Source organism: Paenibacillus sp. FW104-T2 (assembly GCF_058789975.1).
Genome location: NZ_JBYTCE010000004.1, coordinates 197082 through 219020 on the forward strand (window position 1 = coordinate 197082; position 21939 = coordinate 219020).

Annotated in this window: 19 protein-coding genes; 6 read left to right on the forward strand and 13 right to left on the reverse strand. The window is 48.8% G+C overall.

All coding sequences use genetic code 11. From position 1 onward, the window contains the following. Positions 1-66: 66 nt before the first annotated feature. The 6 genes from mmsB to AC3WQ3_RS07250 form a co-directional block, all read right to left on the reverse strand. Entirely contained in the window at positions 67-1230 is a 1164-nt protein-coding gene (mmsB, locus tag AC3WQ3_RS07225; RefSeq protein ID WP_095359718.1) for a multiple monosaccharide ABC transporter permease, read from the reverse strand. Beyond that, positions 1214-2764, reverse strand: coding sequence for a multiple monosaccharide ABC transporter ATP-binding protein (gene mmsA, locus AC3WQ3_RS07230; protein ID WP_492471871.1), 1551 nt, complete (start codon positions 2762-2764; stop codon positions 1214-1216). The genes mmsB and mmsA overlap by 17 nt, the downstream gene beginning before the upstream one ends. 21 nt (positions 2765-2785) lie before the next feature. Then, positions 2786-3871, reverse strand: coding sequence for a multiple monosaccharide ABC transporter substrate-binding protein (gene chvE / locus AC3WQ3_RS07235; RefSeq protein ID WP_095289592.1), 1086 nt, complete (start codon positions 3869-3871; stop codon positions 2786-2788). 305 nt (positions 3872-4176) lie between these two features. Next, a complete protein-coding gene (locus tag AC3WQ3_RS07240) occupies positions 4177-5496 on the reverse strand; it encodes a response regulator (protein WP_492471872.1) in 1320 nt (439 codons plus the stop codon). Beyond that, positions 5493-7349, reverse strand: a complete 1857-nt coding sequence (locus tag AC3WQ3_RS07245; protein ID WP_492471925.1) for a cache domain-containing sensor histidine kinase — start codon at positions 7347-7349, stop codon at positions 5493-5495. Before AC3WQ3_RS07245 ends, AC3WQ3_RS07240 begins: the two co-directional genes overlap by 4 nt. 88 nt (positions 7350-7437) lie before the next feature. Then, positions 7438-8445, reverse strand: coding sequence for a substrate-binding domain-containing protein (locus tag AC3WQ3_RS07250; protein WP_127538703.1), 1008 nt, complete (start codon positions 8443-8445; stop codon positions 7438-7440). 207 nt (positions 8446-8652) lie between these two features. Between AC3WQ3_RS07250 and AC3WQ3_RS07255 the strand changes: the two genes are divergently transcribed. From AC3WQ3_RS07255 to AC3WQ3_RS07265, 3 genes are all read left to right on the forward strand, one after another. Further along, on the forward strand, positions 8653-9234 hold the full coding sequence (locus tag AC3WQ3_RS07255) for a LysE family translocator (RefSeq protein ID WP_492471873.1): 582 nt from the start codon (positions 8653-8655) through the stop codon (positions 9232-9234). 18 nt (positions 9235-9252) lie between these two features. Further along, the gene (locus AC3WQ3_RS07260) at positions 9253-10029 is read left to right on the forward strand and encodes an AraC family ligand binding domain-containing protein (RefSeq protein ID WP_127538701.1); all 777 of its coding nucleotides are present in this window, start codon (positions 9253-9255) and stop codon (positions 10027-10029) included. A 114-nt stretch (positions 10030-10143) separates the two neighbouring features. Further along, positions 10144-10812, forward strand: coding sequence for a phosphatase PAP2 family protein (locus tag AC3WQ3_RS07265; protein ID WP_127538700.1), 669 nt, complete (start codon positions 10144-10146; stop codon positions 10810-10812). Positions 10813-10882: 70 nt separating this feature from the next. Here AC3WQ3_RS07265 and AC3WQ3_RS07270 read toward each other — a convergent pair whose 3' ends face one another. The 4 genes from AC3WQ3_RS07270 to AC3WQ3_RS07285 all read right to left on the reverse strand — a co-directional run bounded on the left by AC3WQ3_RS07270 (position 10883) and on the right by AC3WQ3_RS07285 (position 16272). Further along, complete coding sequence (locus AC3WQ3_RS07270; RefSeq protein WP_492471874.1) at positions 10883-12004, reverse strand: Ger(x)C family spore germination protein; 1122 nt, start codon at positions 12002-12004, stop codon at positions 10883-10885. 4 nt (positions 12005-12008) lie between these two features. Next, on the reverse strand, positions 12009-13508 hold the full coding sequence (locus AC3WQ3_RS07275) for a spore germination protein (protein ID WP_492471875.1): 1500 nt from the start codon (positions 13506-13508) through the stop codon (positions 12009-12011). Beyond that, positions 13505-14647 (reverse strand): GerAB/ArcD/ProY family transporter, encoded by a 1143-nt coding sequence (locus AC3WQ3_RS07280; protein ID WP_492471876.1) that lies wholly within the window; start codon positions 14645-14647, stop codon positions 13505-13507. Before AC3WQ3_RS07280 ends, AC3WQ3_RS07275 begins: the two co-directional genes overlap by 4 nt. 191 nt (positions 14648-14838) lie before the next feature. Beyond that, positions 14839-16272 (reverse strand): glycoside hydrolase family 1 protein, encoded by a 1434-nt coding sequence (locus AC3WQ3_RS07285; protein ID WP_336780327.1) that lies wholly within the window; start codon positions 16270-16272, stop codon positions 14839-14841. Between the two features lie 90 nt (positions 16273-16362). Here AC3WQ3_RS07285 and AC3WQ3_RS07290 point away from each other — a divergent pair, with 90 nt between their 5' ends. The 3 genes from AC3WQ3_RS07290 to AC3WQ3_RS07300 all read left to right on the forward strand — a co-directional run bounded on the left by AC3WQ3_RS07290 (position 16363) and on the right by AC3WQ3_RS07300 (position 18888). After that, positions 16363-17295: a helix-turn-helix transcriptional regulator gene (locus tag AC3WQ3_RS07290; protein ID WP_492471877.1), complete on the forward strand. Its 933-nt coding sequence runs from the start codon at positions 16363-16365 to the stop codon at positions 17293-17295. Between the two features lie 85 nt (positions 17296-17380). Beyond that, on the forward strand, positions 17381-18196 hold the full coding sequence (locus AC3WQ3_RS07295; protein WP_492471878.1) for a class I SAM-dependent methyltransferase: 816 nt from the start codon (positions 17381-17383) through the stop codon (positions 18194-18196). A gap of 77 nt (positions 18197-18273) precedes the next feature. After that, on the forward strand, positions 18274-18888 hold the full coding sequence (locus tag AC3WQ3_RS07300) for an SMI1/KNR4 family protein (RefSeq protein ID WP_492471879.1): 615 nt from the start codon (positions 18274-18276) through the stop codon (positions 18886-18888). Between the two features lie 61 nt (positions 18889-18949). On the opposite strand, the gene AC3WQ3_RS07305 is transcribed toward AC3WQ3_RS07300, so the two are convergent. The 3 genes from AC3WQ3_RS07305 to AC3WQ3_RS07315 form a co-directional block, all read right to left on the reverse strand. After that, complete coding sequence (locus AC3WQ3_RS07305; RefSeq protein ID WP_154896113.1) at positions 18950-19744, reverse strand: hypothetical protein; 795 nt, start codon at positions 19742-19744, stop codon at positions 18950-18952. Between the two features lie 92 nt (positions 19745-19836). Continuing rightward, positions 19837-20253: a hypothetical protein gene (locus tag AC3WQ3_RS07310; protein ID WP_336780323.1), complete on the reverse strand. Its 417-nt coding sequence runs from the start codon at positions 20251-20253 to the stop codon at positions 19837-19839. Positions 20254-20530: 277 nt separating this feature from the next. After that, on the reverse strand, positions 20531-21811 hold the full coding sequence (locus AC3WQ3_RS07315; protein ID WP_336780817.1) for an XRE family transcriptional regulator: 1281 nt from the start codon (positions 21809-21811) through the stop codon (positions 20531-20533). Positions 21812-21939 lie beyond the last annotated feature (128 nt).

Consider the following 21939-nt stretch of genomic DNA (forward strand, 5'->3'; position numbering starts at 1 on the left):
CTAATCATAAGTGACATCCAAGCTTTAAGATATCGATGAAATGAAATGATCTACTTTTCTATCAATCTATGCCGATCTCTTATTTTTGTTATAGATATCGAAGGCTACGGCAAGCAGAAGCACCAAACCTTTAATTCCCTGCTGCCAGTCAATGCCCAGTCCAATGAGGGACATCCCGTTATTCAGTACCCCCATAACCAAGCCGCCGATGATCGCTCCAAACACGGTTCCAATCCCTCCGGAAGCTGAAGCTCCACCGATAAAGCAGGCAGCAATCGCATCCAGTTCGAAGTTGGTACCCGCTCTTGGGGTAGCCGCATTCAGACGAGCAGCGAAGATCAGACCGGATACAGCAGCGAGCACACCCATGTTTACAAATACCCAGAACGTCACTTTTTTAGTTTTGACTCCGGATAGTCCTGCGGCCTTTTCATTTCCACCAAGTGCATACACATGACGTCCCATTACAGTTCGGTTCATGACGAAGGAATACACGACGATCAGAACAAACAGCAGGATCAGGATATTCGGAATTCCGGCGTAACTTGCGAGTACGAAGGTGAACAGGTTCGTTACCGCAGCCACCACAATCAGCTTGAGCAGGAAAAGTCCCTGCGACACCACCGCGAATCCGTATTTCCGCTGGGAGCGGCGTTCCCGCAGTTCATTTACGATATACCAGATTGTAAGCGCAATCCCTACAAGAATCGAGATGAGACCGAAACCTGAGAATTGGATATCAGGCAGGAACCCGGAGCTAATCTTTTGGAATCCCCCCGGAAAAGGAGAGATGGACTGGCCCTCCAGCACAATCATCGTCAAGCCGCGGAAGAGCAGCATGCCCGCAAGGGTTACGATAAAGGCCGGAATCCGCACATATGCGATCCAGAAGCCCTGCCAGGCCCCGATTAACGCCCCCACCAGCAAAGAAGCAATCACTGCCAGCCAGGCTGGAAGCTGCCAGTCAACCATCATAATTGCCGCCACTGCACCGACAAAGGCTGCAACAGATCCGACCGACAGATCAATATGTCCTGTAATGATGACCAGTACCATCCCGATGGCGAGCACCAGGATATAGCTGTTCTGCAGAATCAGATTCGTAATATTGATCGGCTTCAGCAAGAGCCCACCAGTCAGCACCTCGAACAAGATCATAATGACAACCAGTGCGATAATCATGCCGTATTGGCGTATATTGTTTTTGAACAGTTTAGTTAGCATTTCCATGCTTCTCGCCTCCAGACTTCGTCATATATCTCATCAACGTTTCCTGCGTCGCTTCCTCGCGGCTGACTTCTCCCGTGATGCGCCCGGCATTCATGACATAAATCCGGTCACACAGGCCCAAAACCTCCGGGAGCTCGGATGAGATGACCAGCACGCCCTTGCCCTCAGCAGCAAGCCGGTGAATAATCGTATAGATCTCGAATTTCGCGCCCACATCGATTCCGCGGGTCGGTTCATCCAGAATGAGAATATCCGGTCCGGCAAATATCCATTTGCTCAGCACCACTTTCTGCTGGTTACCCCCGCTCAGATTGCCGGTTTTCTGAAGGATGCTTGGGGCCTTGATATTCATGCTTTTCTTCATCTCTTCGGCAACCAGCACTTCTTCACGTTCATTCACAACGGCGTTTTTGGTCAGCTTGCCCAGGCCGGTCAGTGAAATATTGCGTTTGATATCATCCATAAGAATAAGTCCGTATTCCTTCCGATCCTCTGTCACGTAGGCAAAACCATTCTGAATTGCTTCCGTTACACTGTTGTTCTGAATCGGTTGGCCATCCTTGATGAGCTGGCCCGATATGTTGCGTCCATAGGATTTGCCAAATATGCTCATGGCCAGCTCTGTGCGTCCCGCACCCATCAGACCAGCTATGCCGACGATTTCACCACGCCGAATATTCATGTTGACCAGGTCCAGCACTTTGCGATCAGCATGATGCTCGTGATAAACCGTCCAATCCTTCACTTCCAAAATGACATTACCAATATCCGCATGACGCTCGGGATAGCGGCTTGTCAGATCACGGCCCACCATACCGCTGATAATCCGGTCCTCGGTGACGTTATCCTTCCTCATGTCCAGCGTCTCGATGGTCTTGCCATCCCTCAATATCGTGACGGAATCCGATACCTTGGACACCTCGTTCAGCTTATGGGAAATCAGAATACACGCAATTCCCTGCTTCTTGAACTCCAGCATTAATTGGAGCAGGTTTTCACTATCGTCCTCATTCAGCGCTGCCGTCGGTTCATCCAGAATGAGCAGACGAACCTTTTTGGAAAGTGCTTTGGCAATTTCAACCAGCTGCTGCTTCCCTACACCGATGTTGGATACAAGGGTGTTCGGATTTTCGCTCAAGCCCACTTTGGAGAGCAATTCACGTGTGCCGACCAATGTTTCTTTCCAGTCAATGATGCCTTTGCTGGCACGCTCGTTGCCCAGGTAGATGTTCTCGGCAATGGACAGGTAAGGGATTAGTGCGAGTTCCTGATGGATAATGACGATTCCCAGATCCTCGCTCTGCTTGATGCTTTTGAACTCGCAGGTTTTCCCCTGAAATAAAATATCTCCTTCATACGTTCCATGTGGATATACACCGCTAAGCACTTTCATCAGCGTGGATTTACCTGCACCGTTCTCACCGCACAGGGAATGAATTTCACCTTCCCGGATCTTGAGATTGACGTTTTCCAGTGCTTTGACGCCAGGAAAGGTTTTGGTGATGCCCTTCATTTCCAATATGATTCCGGTCATGGGACTTGCTCCTTTCCATTATTATTTCAGTCCGATTTCTTCTTTGGTGTAATAATTGGAGCCGACAATGTCCTTCTCCACATTGGTCCGGTCCACGGAGATCGGGTCCAGCAAATAGGCCGGAATTATTTTAATACCGTTGTTATATGATTTTTCGTCATTCACTTCTGCTTGTTTTCCTTGTAAAATACTATTGGCCATCTCTACCGTCTGCTCCGCGAGCTTGCGTGTATCCTTGAATACCGTCTGTGTCTGCTCTCCGGCAACAATGGATTTGATGGAGGCCAGCTCCGCGTCCTGCCCAGTAATAACAGGCAGAGGCTTACTTTCTGATCCGTATCCGACGCCTTTCAGTGACGAGATGATGCCAATGCTGATTCCGTCGTATGGGGACAACACTGCATCCAGGTTATCTCCAGAGTAATAGGCACTGAGCAGGTTATCCATCCTCGACTGGGCGAGTGCTCCATCCCAGCGCAAGGTCGCAATCTGTGCCATTGTGGTCTGGTTGCTACGTACCACAAGCTTGCCGGAATCGATATAGGGTTTCAGTACAGACATTGCGCCGTCGAAGAAGAAGTACGCATTGTTGTCATCGGGTGAGCCGCCAAACAGCTCAATGTTGAATGGTCCTTTGCCTTCCTTGAGGCCAAGCTTCTGCTCAATGTAGGAAGCCTGCAGTACCCCAACCTTGAAGTTATCGAACGTTGCATAATACGTGAGATAAGGCGTGTTCCGGATCAGGCGGTCGTATGATATGACTTGAATGCCCTCATCGTGAGCCTTCTTGATTACATCCGTCAGTGTATTGCCGTCCACGGATGCAATGACCATCACATCCACTCCCTTGGTGATCATGTTCTCAATCTGTGAAATCTGATTTTCGACCACGTCCTCAGCGTACTGCAGATCTGTCTTATACCCTTGCTCCTGAAATAGTCGGACCATGTTCTCACCGTCGCCGACCCAGCGCTCGGACGATTTCGTTGGCATGGAGATGCCGACATATCCTTTTTCCTTGCTGCCTGTTCCGCTCTCAGCCAGATTGCAGGCCGATAACATCAATGTCATCACCAGAAGCCAGATCATCACTGCTCCTTTTTTCATATCAAGTTCCCCTTTCCTCGAATCATGCGGATCTGATTGTGTTTTACAAGATAACGCTTACAATCCAGAAATGAACTTCAATTGCCTTCTGTTTCTGCCTGACCCCATCGTAGCATTGTCACGTTTAAACAGTCTTTGCAGCTTTTGAACCTTTTTTATAAAAATTTAACTTTTGTATTCTCAGAAGGAGTACCTCATCCCTTTCATTGAATACAGTTCCAGATCCATCTCCAGGACGAAAAAAAAGAGCTGATCCGCTTCGCAGAAGCAGAGCAACTCTGTTGTCTTCGCCATGTCTTGTGATGCTACACCCGATCTGCGGAGGTACTGTGCCCTGTGCCCCCATCCTTCCGGTACTGTGCGGGTGAAATGCCCATCACTTTCTTGAACGCCGTGCTGAAATAGTGCTGGGTATCGTAACCGACCCGTTCTGCAATGCTGTGGATAGGCAGTGCCGTTGAATCCAGCAGCTGTACTGCTTTGCGGATGCGAGCATGGGTGACCAGCGTTACGAATGTATCGTTTAACTCTTTCTTGAGCACCCGGCTGAGATATACCGAGGAGACTTGCAGACGCGAAGCGAGCGATTCCAGTGTCAGTTCCCGATCCGCGTACCCTTCATGAATGATCTGCCGAGCTCTGCGCACCAGCGGAGACAAGCGGGCTTCCCCATAGATAAGCTCACGGCATAACCGGTAAGCACTCGGGACGTCCTCCAATTCACCTGTATTCTGCTCCACATGAGCATGAACAGCAATGTTGAGACAGGCACTGATTTGCTGTTCAATCGTGCAATCCAGTTCTTCCGGAGCTGCCTGCCAGAGACAAAAGCCAATTAATCCATTCGGGTCCCGGAACAGGACATGGGGAAGATCTCCCAGCAGTTCACCGATAATATTCTCCACGGCAAACAGAAACAATTGACGATCATTCTCCCGCATAAGGGACTGCCGTGCTTCGGCAGCAGGCCAGCGGACGACCCCGATCTGCACAGGCGGATCCGGTGGCAGGCGCAAGAACGCAAGCTGCTCTGTCAGATCTTTTCCTTCCGCCCGTCCTTCCAGCCACTCCAGACAAAAACGCTGTCGCAGCAGCGGAATGTTGCGTTCGATCTGGTCGGCAGCCTGCTTGACGTAGGCCGTACGTCTACGTTCTTCATCCATGCGCTGTTTCAGGCGCATAAGTGCAGCATGCAGCCGCTCTGCATCTACCGGCTTAAGAATGTAATCCTCCACGCCAAGTCGCACAGCCTCCTGGGCATAAGCGAACTCATCATGCCCGGAGATGATGAGGCAGCGGCAATCCGGACACTCATCCTGAAGGCGACGGATCAGATCAATGCCGTTCAGAAATGGCATGTTCATATCGACTAGAAGGATATCAATACCGAACTGGACAGCCAGCTCCAGCGCTTCCTCTCCGTCCTCCGCTTCACAGGCAACCTCCATGCCAAGCGCTTCCCAGTCAATGGCATCCCGAATGCCTTCGCGAATAATCGGTTCATCATCTGCAATCAGCACTTGGTAACGCCGGGCCGACTGCAATGTCTGGGCTGCAGCCACCGATGCTGCCGTACTCTCCGTCTCTGCTTCTGTCCAAGCTGCTTGGATCATTGCTTCCTTCATTGACTATCCCGCCTTCCCTCAGTATCGAATTGCAACGCTTGTGGAAGTTCTTTCATCAACGGCTGAGTGATGGTCACACAAGTCCCTTCACCTTCCCGACTATTCAAACTAATCCCATATTCTTCTCCAAAAGAAAGCCGAAGGCGTGCCTGTACATTCAGCATGCCATAGCTTTTGCCGCCCTGACCGGCTTCCTGTGTTTCCATGCTTTCCAGGGGCGTACCGAGCAGCTGCGCCATCTCGTGCAGCCGCTCGCTGGACATCCCGGCGCCATCATCCTGTACCGTCAGATACAGCTTATGATCTTGTACTTTGGCCTCAATTCGAATCTTACCCGGACCTCGTCTGCCCTTAATCCCGTGATAGATGGCATTTTCCACAATAGGCTGCAGCACCAGCTTAAGCACGAACAGCTCCTTCAGCTCCTCCGGAATCACCAGCTCACATTGAAGTCGATTCCGGTACCGGGTCTGCTGAATTTGCAGATAACTGGATATATGTTCAACCTCGGATTTCAAGGGAATGAAATCATTGCCTTTGCTGAGCCCGATACGAAACAGTCTGGACAGGGCTCCCACCATCTCGGATACATCGTCCACACCTTTCCTCTGTGCCATCCAATGGATCGTATCCAGGGTGTTATATAAAAAATGAGGTTTGATATGCTCCTGCAGGCTTCGCATTTCAGCATCCCGTTTTTGCCTCTCCCGTAATTCATTAAGAGACATGAGCTGCCGGATCCGTGCCAGCATTCGGTTAAAACTTCTGCCCAGCATGCCGATTTCATCAGCACGATCGCTCCAGCGGCCCGATCTGAGATTTCCCGTTTCCGCCCTGCGCATATAAGACATTAACCGGAAAATCGGTTGAGCAATGGAACTGGAGAACCGCAGGGAAGCGCTCAGACCAAAGAGACAGACCACGAACACAAAACTGACGACGTAAAACTGGATCTGGCGGACTTCAGCGATCGATTCCCTTGCCGGGAATACCCCTACAGTTCTCCATCCTGTAAACGAGGAAGACTGGTACATGAATAACAACTCCTTCCCATCCGCTTCAGCGTTAAATATTCCGCTATCCGCGGATGGGAACCACGCGGATGGGATCTGCTCAACAAGTGGGTTATCCGGCATATAGACACTTCGCCCTTCTGCATCGGTCACCATCACATATCCGGATTTCCCCAACGTTACATCCCTGGCGGCCTGAGATACGGTACGCAGTTTCAGGTCAATCATAATGACACCGAGCACGCGTCCTGATGTTTCATCCGTGATGGAACGTGCAACAGACACAATTTCACTATCCTTATACCGAACATGTGTCGTGATGTTACGCTGTTTCGGTTGACCCAGAACAGTAAAAATGCCGGCATTCCGGGATGCACCTTGGTACCACTCCTCCTGAACCAGGCTCTGATTGGTTTTCGGGTACATCTCGTTGCTAATGTAATCTCCGTCTCCATTCACAAGGACAATTCCTGCAATTTCCGGATACAATGTCGTGAATCCCTGCAAAAACTGCTTGATCCCATACAGTTGTTCCTGATCTTTGGACTGATTCGAATCGCCACCGGATACGGCTGCTCCTGTATGACCGTCAAACTCCGTTTTCCCTTCCATGAACGCACGGATATCCGGGTCAAACGCAATCAGATAGGTCATGTTTTGCAAATTCTCCATCTTGCTGTCAAGTGCTTCATTGACCTTGCCGATTAGCTGCATCGTGTGTCCCTCGACCTGCCTTTCAACAATCCGTTCCACTGTCCAGTTCACCAGCAGTCCGAGTCCCACTGAAGGAACGATTGCAAAGAGCAAAAAGAGCAGCATCAGCTGATAGCGCAGTGGCATATTACGCAATCGCAGTCTCTGCAATCCGCTCTTCATCCAGAAACGAATTTTCTTCCAGCCGAGGGGCATTCGAGAACGATGTTCTGTTTTATTTGGCATAGTAATCATCTACATTCGATCGTGTCACGACAGAGATTCCGGTATCCACCCTAACCGGCAGCGGTGCATTTTCATCCGAAGAAGACGGTGCAGGTACGGTGAGTTGGTGGTGCAAATGAAACAGGTATTGAAGGGACCAGTAACCCATGTTCCAGGTTCCCTGTGCGATCGTTGCAGAGATTGTGCCGCTCTTGATCATGTCCAGTGTAGCTTTATTGGTATCAAAGGATATGATCTGTAGCGGATAACCTGCATCCCCATTCTGAACCGCTTCACCAACGCCCGCTGCTCCCGTAGCTTCGGTTACAAAAATACCGCCGAGCTCCGGATATGTCTTCATCATTCGAAGAGCTTCATCCCTCGATTTCATTGCATCTCCGTGCCCGTCCGCGATTTCAACAACCTTCATGGAAGGGTACCGATCACGGATGGTATTACGGAACCCTTCCGTTCGCTCCTCATGATTTTGCTGTCCCGGCATGGTCAGAACGGCGACTTCTCCCTCCCGGCCCAGAAGCTCGGCCATTTTGTCCGCAGCAGTCACCCCTGCTTGATAATTGTCCGTGCCGAGAAAAGAATAGGCCCTGCTGTCCGGGGCATCCGCATCAAACAAAACCACCGGAATCCCTGCATCCAATGCTTTGTTAATCACAGGAATAAGCGATTGCGGGTCAATGGCGGAGATGGCGATGCCTGCCGGTTTCCGTGCAATCGCTTGCTCAATGATCGTGGTCTGTTCCTTCGGGTCATATCGGGTAGCTCCCCGATACTCCACGGTTACTCCGAGCGCATCCCCCGCATCCTCGAAGCCTTTGAGCACACTTTTCCAATATTCCAAGCCAGACTGAAATGTAATCATGATGTATGTTTCACCAATATCTCCACGCAGTCCCTTGGCTTCCCAAGAGCCATTCGCTTCGCTTGAGTATTCATACCTGAGTACATACAGTGCAAAAGCCGAGATAAGCAAAATGTAGACCAGCAATGTCTTTTTCATATTCGTTTTCACATCCTTGAGATCTGTCCACTTGTGTTTCGCTTAAATTGTAAACGCAAACACGCAAAAAAGAAACCGCTTTCCTCTCCAACCAAAGTATCTTCATACTTTCGATCTCAGGTTGTGCTGCTGCAATAATGTACTATCGGTTCCCCCATTCCCGCAGTATGATCATGAAACTACAACCCGGGGAGGCACTATGAAACGATGAACCTTACATCTTTTTTGATTTATTGCATTGTGGTTACCTTTACGCCAGGACCCAGCAATATTGTCATTTTATCTTCAGTTCAGCACGCGGGTGCACGCAAAACCATGCAATATGTATGGGGAGCCACCGTGGCTTTTGGGTTGCTGCTTGCCGCATCGGCTTTCCTCAATCATCTTCTGGCCGGCATCTTGCCCAGTCTTCTTCATGTGATGCAGATCGTTGGCAGCCTGTATATGCTGTACCTCGCCTATCAGATCTACAAGATGGGATCTTCCGAGGAGGCACCGAAGCAAGCAACCGGATTTGTGAGCGGTTTAATTATGCAGTTTGTGAATCCGAAGGTAATTCTGTTCACGTTCACCGTCATCCCCAGCTATGTGCTTCCTTATTATGACACCTCGCTGTCAACGATGCTGTTTGTCTGTCTTATCACTTTGATTGGATTTTTGGCCTTTACCAGCTGGGTTGTTTTCGGCTCTGTGTTCAGGCAATTTTTGCATGATCATCAAAAAGCTTTTAGTATCGTGATGGCTCTCTTTTTGGTATACTCAGCCATTATGGTATCGGGACTCATCTAGATTGGAGGTATGCATGGAGTGGAGCTGTTCAATTATAAGAAGTCGTCTGATGTCCTGGCCCTTTCGGCCAGTTTTACGGATTTTACGTATAAGAAGCACTGTCACGAGGAATATGCGGTTGGTGTAACGCTGCGCGGTATCCAGCAGTACCATCTGGATGGTCATTATCAGGCTTCCCACCAGAACGGTGTCATGCTGTTTAATCGGGAGCAGTCCCATGATGGCAGTTCTTACGACAAGGCTGGTATCGACTATGTCATGTTGTATCTGAAGCCGGAAGTGGTAGAAGACATTCTGGGGAAAAAGGAATTGCGTTTCTCCACTCCCATTGTCTATGATCCGCAGCTGGCACGAAGTATTCTCATGCTGAACCATGCCGTTCAGAGCGGGCAGGATGAAGCCAAATGCAGTGAACTGCTCTTCAGCCTCGTACATCTGCTGTCCCGGTCGGAGATTGATACTCACATTCCCGGACCTGGTGACGGGCTTGTCCGAAAGGCCAAAGAAATGATGTTCAGCAGGTTCGATGATGTGCTGAAACTGGATGATCTCTGTACCGAATTCAATATGTCCAAGTTTCAGTTTATCCGGGAATTCAAGTCACATGCCGGCATATCACCCTACCAGTTCTTCCTGAACTGCAAGGTTGAACATGCCCGGCAGGCCATAGAGAAGCACAAGGATGTCTACTCCGCGGTAGCCGAATGCGGATTCGTCGATCTTACGCATTTGAACAGACATTTTAAGCGTGTCTTCGGTGTTACCGCGTATGAATATATGCTTCAACTGAACTGAGGCGCTAATCTTTTTGTTCAAGCTATATTTAAGGTGAAATGATAGCATAATATCCATATCGTATGGCTGGCGGCCCAACATATGAAATTCAGACATCCTGGAGGAACATGACATTTGAAACAGCAAGGGAAAAAGGCCTTCTCTATCCCGCTGCTCCTTGCAGCATTGAGCCTTACCGTATTTGCACTGATTGCCCTGTCTATCAGTGATAACCAGATCCACCGGTTTGATGATAACCTGATTGGATGGATACAAGGGATGGAAGCTCCCGGAATGACCAAGTGGATGCAGGTGTTCACCTGGATTGGCAGCGGATGGCCTGTGATCATCATTACGATCATTTCCATGTTGGTTTTATATCTTTTCCTGGGACACCGAAGGGAACTTCTGTTTTTGGCAGCAGTCATTGCAGGTTCCACGCTGCTAAACACCCTGTTGAAACTGGCATTTCAGCGTGCCAGACCCACCATTCACCGCATTATCGAAGCAAGCGGATACAGCTTCCCAAGCGGACACTCAATGGCAGCATTCAGCCTGTATGGTGGACTGGCCTTTTTGATCTGGAAACATATCCCCACGGCAACAGGTCGGGTAATCATGATTATCGTCAGTGCAGCCTTTATTTTGACCATTGGCATGAGCCGGGTTTATCTGGGTGTGCACTATCCCAGTGATATTGCCGGAGGTTACTTTCTGAGCGGCAGCTGGCTGGCCATTTGCATTTGGTTTTATCAGCGTTATGTGGAGCGGCTCTCCCTGCTTCATTCCAAACCTCTGACATAGAAAATCAAATTTAGAACATATGAAAGACCCGCCACCCTCAGAGCTGAGGTTAGAGCGGGTTTTCCTGTAGTTATTCCTGGATACCGTCCTGGACGAGAGTCAGGTCCACGTGAGCCCGAATATCCATCGAGCCATAATTTTTATAGAACGTTTCACTGTCCCAATGGTGGGTACGACTTCTTACATACTCTCCAAACCCGATCGGATCCACATTTTCTCTCTGACACTTTCGGATCAGTTGATTCATTTTAGCTTCCATATGCCTTTTCATTTCGGCTTCCAGTTCCTTCATCTCTTTGCCGGATAACAGAAAATCATTCCGCGAAGCCTTAATCACGGACGCGCTGATGTGAATCTTTGAATCCAGCGTTGCTGCTGGCGTGTCTGAAACCAACCGATGCTTCACGGAGGAAGATAAGATTTTGATTAGGGCATCATTGTCTGTTGTATTGGCCGATGGCTTCTGGGCTCCCTCAACCTCATTGATCTGTGCAAGAAACTTGCCATTCTTGGCATCCTCCGTAAGCAGCTTCAAACAAAGCCCCTCTTCATCACTCAGCTGAAGTACAGCTTTTTCCCCTTTGAAAACCACAAGTCCACCCAGCATAATTTTATCCTGATCGTTCAAACGAAGACGAGGGAGATAAATATCCTGTCCTTTGCTGAAATATTGGAATAATGTCTGATGCAGAGTGAAGTGAGGCAGATTGGCAAAATTGCCGTTTTGCTCGATTAATTTCATCAGATACAGAGGATCATGAGCGGGGATGGACGCCTTAATGATATCCAGTGCCTTTCCTTCCGCTACGGCAAACTGCATACGTCTGGATACCCGGGTATTATGGGCTAACACGCGCAGAATATCGCCTATCCCGTGTTTCGCATAGTCCTCACCCAGCACCATCATTCTTAATTGGCCATACTCAATAGGTTCTTTCGCCTGCATATTCATTCTTGGCATGACATCGAAGCTGTTGGTTGAATCGATCTCCAGCAGTTCGACATCACTCTTGTCCTTCTCGGTATACTCACCGATGAGCACGCTGTTGTGAATTTGTTTATCTTGCAGATCGTATGCGGAAGTTAGGACAAGGCTGATCTCATTTACAATGCTCGTATCCTGGCAGGAGCTGAGCAGCAGCATCCCCATTACGCACATTACGGCAAGGATCCGTTTGGATAGACGTTTCATACGCTCACTCCTCATCCAGTTGATTCGTTTGATGAACCCTTCCCGGCTTGTAGCGGATAAAGGAGAGCGGCCTTAAATAGCTTGGCCTCTTATCCGTCTGTTGATAGGAAGCACGAATCAGGCTGTCTTTCAGATCCCTGAACCGCATCGGATAAAAAGGAGCCATGTAAGGCGACCCCAACGACTTTAATCGCGACAGATGGACAAGGAGGAAGCACAGACCGATCGCAATCCCGAATGCGCCCCAGATGGCAGCCAGTATAATGATCGGAAATCGCAAAAAACGAATGGCATTGGACATTTTATAGATCGGTGTCACAAACGAAGCCAGTGCAGACAAGGATACGATGATGATCAGTACGTTGCTCGTAAGGGCAGCCTCTACGGCGGCCTGCCCAAGAATGATCCCGCCAACAATACCCAGGGTTTGTCCGATCCGGTTCGGCAGTCTGGCTCCTGCTTCACGCAGGAATTCAATCGTCGTCTCCAGAAATATAGCTTCCACAAAAGGGGGAAACGGTACATTTTGTCTGGATGAGATCAATTTGCCAAGCAGCTCCTTGGGTATGACCTCATAGTGAAAGGTCATTAATGCCACATAGAGGGCTGAGGCAAACAACGAGAAAATGACTCCAAAAATGCGAATCAGGCGAAAAAAAGATCCAAGCGCCCACGGCAGATAATAATCTTCCGGCGATACAAAAAAATCAAACAACGTGGATGGCCCTGTAATAAAACTTGGCGAGCCTTCGCTGATGACGGCAACCTGCCCGGTGATCAGGGCATAGATGACTCTGTCCCTTCGTTCTGTTGTCGTAAACAAGGGGAACGGCGTAAGTGAATTATCCGCGATCAGTTGATCCAACTGTGACGTATCCAAGACAGCATCGAAATCGATTCCCTTCAGTCTGTCCTCCATCCGGCTGACGTTCTCGGGATGAGCAATACCATCCATATACAGAATGGCCACTTGGGATTGGGACAAGGAGCCCAGTGTCATTTCCTTGATGATCAGATTAGGTGTCCGCAGCTGTGTACGGATCAGATGCAGGTTAACCGGCAATGCCTCGACGAATCCGACCTTGGGTCCGATTACGCTAAATTCATTTTCCGTGTCGTTATCACTTCGTATTCCTTCCTTGCCTGGCATGGGAGCCAGAATGGCTTCATGAGTCAGTCCGTACTCCCGAATTAGCAGACTGCCTTGAAGAAGGGATTTGACCATTTCCTCGCCTTGATCGGTAAGGCTCGTTTCCTCTATGGGAATATGCATGAGCACCTCATGCAAATTCACTTCTTCGCTTGAAGGGATGCGTTCCTGCAAGGAGTGGATAGCTACTTCAAGGAGATGGCTGTCCACGAGCGTTTTATAGTAGCAGACTTCAAGGGCCAGTCCGGAGAGGGTCATCGTACTTATGATAAAATCATCAGAGCGACGGCATGGATCGAGCGGGTCATGAGATGTACTGGACATCTGTTGGTTGTCACTGGCAGGTGAATTCATGCTTCCTCTCCTTTGGGCTGGTCCGGCATATCCTGATGTCCGGTAGAGCCCCCCAGATTCTTGCGGATCAGGGAGATGATAAACAGAAGCGGGACATATAACAAAATCAATACTTCCCCCGTTCTGGTGTATATCTCGGTGACCATATCAATATCCACGGTGTCTTTAACAACAAATAAAAGAATAGCAAAAAGGATAATGGCGAGTTTCAGTCCGAGACTGGGCTTGATCGATCTCTCCAGTTTCAAACAATGACATGCTGCCCATAGCCCCAACGTGATGATGGACAGAATCTTTAACAGCCAAAAGGATAACACCAGATACTCCATCCGCTGGATCAAAGGCATTTCAATAATGCTGATCATGCTCAGGGTAGGCCACAAATGTTCCTTCATCTGTCCATGATTGAAGTACATAAAGGAATAGATAAAGAAAACCAGATACACTATAGCCGCTGTAACCAAGGCGAGATAAGCCCATTTGAGGGAGCGACCTGGCGTCTTGATGTAAGGATATACGACCAGCAGAATGCCGCAGCCGATAAATTCATGAAGCATATCCCGTGTGGACAACCATATGGAAGTGACATCGTGATCCAGCACAGGAAGAAGGTTTCGTGGATGAAGATAGGAAGAGATCAGGAACGTCTGCGGGAAGACAAATACTAGGATGAAGAGGGTGCCCCAGAGGCACATCCCGGTGACCGACTGAATGCCGCCCGACACACAGTAATAGACAAGCAGCAGAACCACGATGCCCAGCAGCCAATTATTTTGTGTGGGAAGAATCCACAGCTGGATGATATGAATATAGGAGCGATAGGCTACAAAAGCTCCCAGCAGAAAATATAAAATAAAGATCCAATTCAGGACTGAACCCGCGATTCGGCCCCAATACCGCCTGTTGATGTGAACGAGAGAGGAATGACCGGGGGATTGGCGTGACAGCAGGACAAACATCATTTTTAGGATGATGGAGATCATGACAGCGGCGGCCAAAATGCTGATCCATCCATCTTTCTCCGCGCCGCGCAGCATTTTATATTGAAAATTCATTAAACCCACGCCAACCAAACTTACATAGAGCACAAAATACAGATGAATGGGTGACATGCTGTAGCGATTCCCGGAAGTGTTCACAGAGATCTCCCCTTTTCTGAACGAACATATGAATCTGCTGAAAAAAATCACTGCTAGCGTTTTACCTTCACTTATGCTCAGTCTCTGAGTTAAGTATGTAAATTATTCGAGATTTTATTCAAAAGCAAATACCCGCCTACTCCCTATAGAGGGAACAAGCGGGTACGACATCTCTTTTTATCGGCAATTCATTATAGTTCTTCGCCATTGGATTCAATGACTTTTTTGTACCAGTGGAAGCTCTTCTTCGGTGTTCTGCTCAGATCACCATTTCCATCATTATCCTTGTTGACATGAATGAAGCCGTAACGCTTCTTCATCTCTCCGGTCGATGCGCTGACGAGGTCAATACATCCCCACATCGTGTAGGCAATGAGCTCCACCCCATCCGCGACTGCTTCTTTCATTTGCTCAATATGACCTCTCAAATAATCAATGCGATAGTCATCCTGAATGGTGCCATCTTCTTCTACCACATCGACTGCACCCAGACCGTTCTCAACGACCATCAATGGCACCTGATAGCGATCATAGAGATGATTCAGCGTGTAACGCAATCCTTTCGGATCAATCTGCCAGCCCCAGTCGGAAGCTTCCAGGTACGGATTTTTGATCCCGCCCAGCAGGTTGCCTTCGGCTCTCTCCAAGGACTCGTCCGCACTTTCAACCAAGGACATATAATAGCTGAAGGAGTAGAAGTCCACGCAGCCCTCACGCAGGGTTTGCTCATCTTCCGGCTGCATCTCGATCTGAATGCCCTGCTCTGCGAAGAAACGTTTGGCGAAACCAGGGTACGCTCCTCTCACTTGCACGTCCCCACAGATCATGTTTGAAAGCTGATCCTTCTTCTGTGCAAGCAAAATGTCATCCGGATTACACGTGTTCGGATAGGTTGTCATGAACGCAACCATACAGCCGATTTGGAAGTCGGGGTTAATCTCATGTCCAAGCTTGACGGCCTTTGCGCTCGCCACGAACTGATGATGCAATGCCTGGAAGCGAGTCTGCGGATCGTCGATGCCATCTGTCAACGTTTCTTTTCCTTCAAACAGAATACCCGCCGCCATATATGCGCCCATCGGCATGGTCAGACAGTTGATCTCGTTGAATGTCAGCCAATATTTCACCTGGTCCTTATAGCGAGTGAACAGGGTTGTACAATAACGGAGGTAACAATCAATCACTTCACGCGAAGCCCATCCGTTGTATTTTTGCGTCAAACCAAATGGTGTCTCATAGTGAGAGATGGTTACCAACGGTTCAATGTTATATTTTTTCAGTTCGGCAAAAACTTGATCATAGAACTGCAATCCCTCTTCATTTGGCTCCAGATCGTAACCGTTTGGATAGATCCGGGACCAGTTGATGGACATGCGGAACATTTTGAAACCCATCTCTGCCATCAAGGCAATATCTTCTTTGTAATGTCCGTAAAAGTCTACAGCCTCATGGCTCGGGTAATACGTGCCTTCTTCAAGTACTGGCGTAATCCGCCGCGGAGTCGTATGGGTACCGCCTGTCATCATATCGGATGTGCTCGGGCCTTTGCCGCCCTGATTCCATCCGCCTTCGAATTGATTGGCAGCCGTTGCGCCGCCCCAGTAAAATCCATCTTTCATTTTCATGACAAGTCCTCCTATGAATAAGCTGCTTAACACTATAATACCAGTGTAGCACCCATACCCTGACACCTATTGTCATGGTATAATCATGGCATGGAAAATAACCGATTATTCCGAATACTGCTGCTGTTACTTGAAAAGAAAAAAGCCACCGCACCTGAACTCGCCCGTTTGTTTGAAATCTCGGTACGCACGGTCTACCGTGACATCGACCGGCTGAGCGCGGCAGGAATTCCCGTCTACACCACCACAGGCAAGCACGGTGGCATCCATCTGATGGACAATTATGTTATGGACAAGTCCCTGCTGTCTGAAGAAGATCAGAACGAAATTTTGCTTGGACTGTACAGTATCAGTGCCATTCCACACCTGAACAGTGTTCATATGCTCAAACGGCTGACTGCCTTGTTTGATCACAAACTGGAGTGGATTGAATTCGATTTCTCCCCGTGGGGCAATATTCCTGTGCAGGAAAGAGAAATGTTCAACTTAGTGAAGCAGGCCATACTGACCAAGCAAGGGATGACATTCAACTATATCGACTCTGACGGAGAAGCAAGTGTGGAGACCATTGCACCCGTCAAACTCATTTTCAAAAATAGTACATGGTATATCGAAGGACAGGACGAAAGTCTGCCGTATTCTACCGAGAAAAAGACATTCAAGATGAAACGGATCTCCGAGCTCCGTTTGCTGCCAAGGCTGCAAGAGCATGGATCAGCTTCGTCCACAGCCGATGTGGAAAAGACACCTGTGAACGCTCCCTTATCCCTAGATCTCTTATTTTCAAGTTCCATTGCTTATCGGGCGCTTGATTTCTTCGAACCCTCCCGGATCAACAAACAGCCGGATGGTTGCCTTCGTGTGACGTTGGAAATTCATGAAGGAGAGCGGCTGTATTCGTTTCTGATGTCCTTTGGTGCTGAACTGACCGTTCTCGAACCTCCACATGTCAGACATGAACTGCTCCGCCGATATCAACAGGCTGTCAAACACGTGCAAGCCTTCAATCCTGACGGCTGCTAGCCCAATGAATGATATAATGGAATCGCCAAGAGCTTGAATTCATTAATTCATTGCAAGTTGCCCATTTTGTAGAGGAGGTTTATCCATGCAAGACATCAGACGCAACAATGTGGAACGTTTCAAAGGCTTCGGTACGTTATACGACCAGAATCGCCCGGCTGCACCCACAGAAGTCGTGGAAATTTTGAACACCTATCTCGGCACCAAACCAAGATTGGTTGCTGATGTGGGCTGCGGCACCGGGTTATCCTCATGGATCTGGCTGAATAAAGCTGAACGTATTATTGGTGTAGAACCCAGCGATGACATGCGAGCCGTGGCGGAGGCCAAATGGGAGGCTGCAGGCAAACCGGATCATCTGCGATTTGTATCAGGCTTATCTCATGAACTGGGATTGCCGGACGGCAGTGTGGATATTGTAACCTGCTCCCAATCTTTCCACTGGATGGAGCCTGAGTCCACACTTCGTGAATTCGCACGTGTACTTCGACCAGGAGGCATATTTGCCGCCTATGATTGTGACTGGCCACCTATCCTCGATTGGCAGCTGGAGCAGGCATATCAGCATTTGATCGCGGAAGCTGATCATCAAGCTTCCAGTCTGGCAGCACAGGAAAACCAGGCTCATAAATGGAGCAAGAACGGACATCTGCAGCAAATAAGCCAATCAGGCCTGTTCCGCTATGTGCGTGAGATCGTATTCCATCACCATGAGACGTTTGATGCGGATCGGTACGTCAATCTGGCCCTCAGCCAGGGCGGCTTGCAGACAGCGCTGAAGCTTGGAGCGGACGAACTATTAACGGCCGCAGATGAATTCAGAGCGCTCGCTACCCGGATATTTGACGGACAAACGAGAACGGTCTTGTTTTCTTATCGCATGCGCCTGGGCATCATCTGATCTTCCCATTATTCCAATCATATAGATCCAACCCGGAAGAAAGGCAGTGAATGGCTTTGAATGATTTGAACACCTTGATGCAAGATCGGGCTTGTATTGAACAATGCTTGGATAACTATTTCAATTCCCCTCATAGAGACATCCTGATGTCCCATCCAGCCAAAACAGAGGACGAGGATTACGGCGTTCCTAAGGACATGCAGGATGGTGCAATAGATGAAGAAGGCTGGGTTCGCTGGAGAATGCTGGCTTCTATGGTGACCGAGGATGAGATTCGCAGGCTGGAACAGTCCTGTGGATTGCCCGTTCCCGTCCCGCCGCTGTATCGTGCATATCTGAGCACAAGATATGTCATGAATGTCTATCTGCGCTTCGACGATTTTGTCATTGGTCTGCCGGATTTGCCCTCCGATCGTCCATTACGGGACTTACAAGATTTATGGGTAGCCTGGAAACCACTAATTGCCGATGGGTACATTCCACTCGCTACATACGAAGATGACGCCGGACCGGTATGTTGGGACATTCGCAAACCCTATGGTGCACATGATTATGCTGTCGTTTGGTTTGATCATGAGCTGCTGGTGCATAATGAATGGCCCAATCGCGAACAGCTTGAAGGCTGGGCTGTACCTCTATTCCCATCATTCCAGGATATGCTCACCCCACTTGCGTCCAGCCACGATTCATAACTAACAGGTATCGAAAAAGACGGTTCCTCCTATGTGGAGAGAACCGTCTTAGACTTATTTATCAAGATGAGAACAAATGGCTTAACTGCTCTTCCTGCACATTCAATGCAAGTACCAGCTTGGATGGATCCTGTTTGGAATAGATGACGTTAATGATGTGACCCTGCTGAACCTGAGACAGGGCGGAAGGCAGAATATCCTTTTGCGTTGTCACTTGAAACGTCTCCCCATTCGGTGGGGTCACGCTGAGCGTGAGCTGAAGCTTAATCTTGCCTGTTCCCGAATTTCCCAGCGGGGTGACGTCGAGAATCTTGGCCATCGCTTTCTCCCCCGTACGGGCAATATCCATCATATCTGGAGAAACACCCTCCTGGATCATCTTCTCGTTAAGCAGTTCCTGCAGGTCCGCTTGCGATAGCTGTCCTTTCAGATCAATCCCCACCTTACGCTCATCCTTCTCGGAAACGACCAGCGGAACAAAACTTCCTGGCTGAAACTGTGCCAGCGCTGTAAGGGGGACGACCGTTTTCAATTCAGCGTCATATTTCTCCCGCCCTTTGCGCGATACAGTCAGGCTGAGCCGCACTTCTGGCTGTTCATTAATATACGTGCCTGTCTGCTGAACGCTTCGAATGACGCCCACAGCAGGAAGTCCTGACTTCACCCGACCCACGCCGAAGATGTTACTTAGAATGGTTGGAATGAAGATTAGGCCAAAGCCTGCAAAGATCGCCGGTTTATACCACCAGGCCTGCATGATGATAAAGGGATCATTCCAGAGCTGCTGTGCCAGAAATGGCGAAAATCCCACCCCGAATACGGTCAACACACCAATCATTCTCAATATACCTGTCATATCCCCCACTCCTTCATCTCTATAATTCGTTGTTATATGAATAAATCAAACTACTCTCTATCCGTACTGTGCTTAATCCTTGGGGTGAACACTTAACCTGTCAACAATCCCATATAAATCAGTTCCGACGGATTCGCAGGATTCTGACCTAATCCAATCCGGTCTCCCACCCGGGGAATCTGCATTTTGGACACTAGCGTTTCCAGCGTTCGCTGATACTGTCTTCCACTCGTCTCCGTTACATCCAATACGAGTACCACAATGGGATCAAAGTTAATCAGCTTGCCTGTATCCGTAATCGTGAGGACCGTAGCCGTGGCCGTTAAGGGAAGTGAACCCGTCGCCGCCAGTTGTGCCTGTTTCGCTGAATCCAGACTCTGATTGATTGCTTCCCGGTGCTGCTTGGGTACGAAGCCTTTCATCATCAGGCCGGTAAGTCCTTTGTTCATCACTCGATCTGCTTTTGCAATGGCGTCTTCCTGTTTGTTCTTCTTGCTAAACCATCCCATCCGAAACACCTCATTTGTTTGTTTTTTGTTATATATTCATTATAAACAGGAAGGCTTCGCTTTGAATATGCTTCTGACTGCATACAAAATAAACGCCAAATCCGTAAATTCAATCGCGATATGATGGTTGATTTTTATGTTTATATCATTTAATTCGCAAAAAAAGAGCCGAGTATCGGCCCTTTAATTGGTCTGGGAATCTTTTGTTTTGTAGAAAATGGACCACCGCTGGACAAAAAACGTGATCAAAGCATGCGTTTCAAGCCGATATACTCCCTTATTTTTTGCGCAGCAGATAAACCAGCTTCTTATAATACATCGCTGCCTCTTTATACCTGCGCTGATCCTCGGATACCACCGCGAGTCCCTCATATAACGGCTCCAGTCTCATGGCATGCTGTGTCGATTCGAAATAGGGAAGGCATGCGAGAGCCTGTTCCATAAACGCTTCACGATTCCCATGTGCCAGGGCCAGATGACTCTGATAAAACGTTCCACTCATCTGTTGATCCTCTGTTATTGCACATGTAAGCAGTTGATCCACACTTTGCGCAAGCATGCCCCAATGTTTGCGGCCAAGTGCGACCTCACAGCGATACACACAGATGAGGGGCTTCATCGCCTGCTGTGTTTCTTCCGGTTCCTGCATTAGCAGCGTCTCAAATCGCTCAATCTCCGTCTGAGCCTTGTCTAACTCCCCCGTCATGGTCAACATGACAATACGATTGTTTGCAATTGCAGTAACGAGATCGCCCTGATTCCCGGCATACACCAGGTTGGCTTCCGCCATCGTAAGAGCCGAGAGGGCTTCCTGTACAAGCCCCATGGCGAAGCAATAACCGCTATAGGCAACATATAAACCCGACAAGCGGTGGAATAGACGCTGATCATACACATGCCGCATCGTCAGTTCAAAGACCTGTTTAGCCTCTTCGTATTGTTTGACCTGAATATAGGCTTCCATTTTGATATTTTGTACGGACAGCCAAAATTCACTACCAGGGAGAGCCAGCTCACTGAGCCTTGTTGCATGAGTCAACACGTCGACATAAGCAAGCTTGGAACGATAATACTGCACCTTGTAATACAAGAGGGCTTTTGCCAGCGGACGGGGCAGATCCACATCATCCGGACGACCGTATTTCTCCAAATAAAAATTCAAATAGGAAGTATGGATGTATTCATGAGCGGCTGCGTCGTTCAGCTGCTGGTAATACACTGCTTTCATAAGAGCGGTCGTCAGTTCAACCGTCAGCGCATCATCCCGATCTTCCAGCGCATGCACGGTGTCTTCCGGTATGGCCGAAGCCGGCATGGACAGCTGTGCAAAAATAGCCTCTGCCCGTTCCAGCGTCTCCTCACTCTGATCCGCTGCGTGCAGCAGGTAAGACGGCTTGACTGCCAGGCGTGAAGCAATGGCTTCAGCCAAGTCCTCGGGGAGCGGATAACGATCCGCCAGTATGTTCGCAAAATGAGCCTGTGTCACCAGACCCTCAACAAGATCCTTGCGGGAAATTTGCTTTCTTTTACTCAGAAATTCAATCCGTTCCTTGAGCATGGGCGTGTGTTCCTTTCAATTCATTGCTGTAAATGCTATGAACTATCATCGCAAAATCAGGGAATCAATGCCACCCTTTTGACGAATTCAAATGAAACGGTTTCCGTTTCGGTGACAATTGTTTTACA